At 39.9% G+C, this 444-nt stretch carries 1 protein-coding gene; it reads right to left on the bottom strand.

The genetic code is table 11. The annotated features are described in order from the left end of the window. A partial coding sequence (locus AA089_RS23320) for a DUF11 domain-containing protein (RefSeq protein WP_046759435.1) occupies positions 1 to 444 on the bottom strand: 444 nt, incomplete at both ends.

The raw sequence follows: 444 nt of genomic DNA, 5'->3' as shown, positions 1-444 counted from the left end.
CATCATCTTCATCCTGATCGCCGTCATCATTATTTACACTACTATCTGGGTCAAATTGATCGCTTGCCGTTACTTGGGCTACATTCTGATATTCTCCTACTGTCCCTGTTGGAGCGCCAACTGTAACTTGATAGGTTAATGTAAGACTCGTTCCGTTTGTAATTGAAAGTCCATTCCAATTAATTATATTACTTGTGGCTGATCCACCATTGTCAATAGCACTTATGTTGGTATAACCAGAAGGTACAATATCCTCTATTGCTACCCCTGTAGCATTGTTTGGTCCGTCATTGGTTACAATTAACTCAAATGTTAATACATCGCCAATATTTGCTGGTAATACACTTGTAGCATTTACCACACCTTTTACAATACTTAAATCTGATTGTGCGGGTACGACCGTAGCAGTGTCCTCATCATCTTCACTCTGATCGCCATCATCAT

The organism is Kordia jejudonensis (assembly GCF_001005315.1).
Classification (GTDB): Bacteria; Bacteroidota; Bacteroidia; order Flavobacteriales; family Flavobacteriaceae; genus Kordia; species Kordia jejudonensis.
This window is presented reverse-complemented; position numbering and strand designations above follow the sequence as displayed.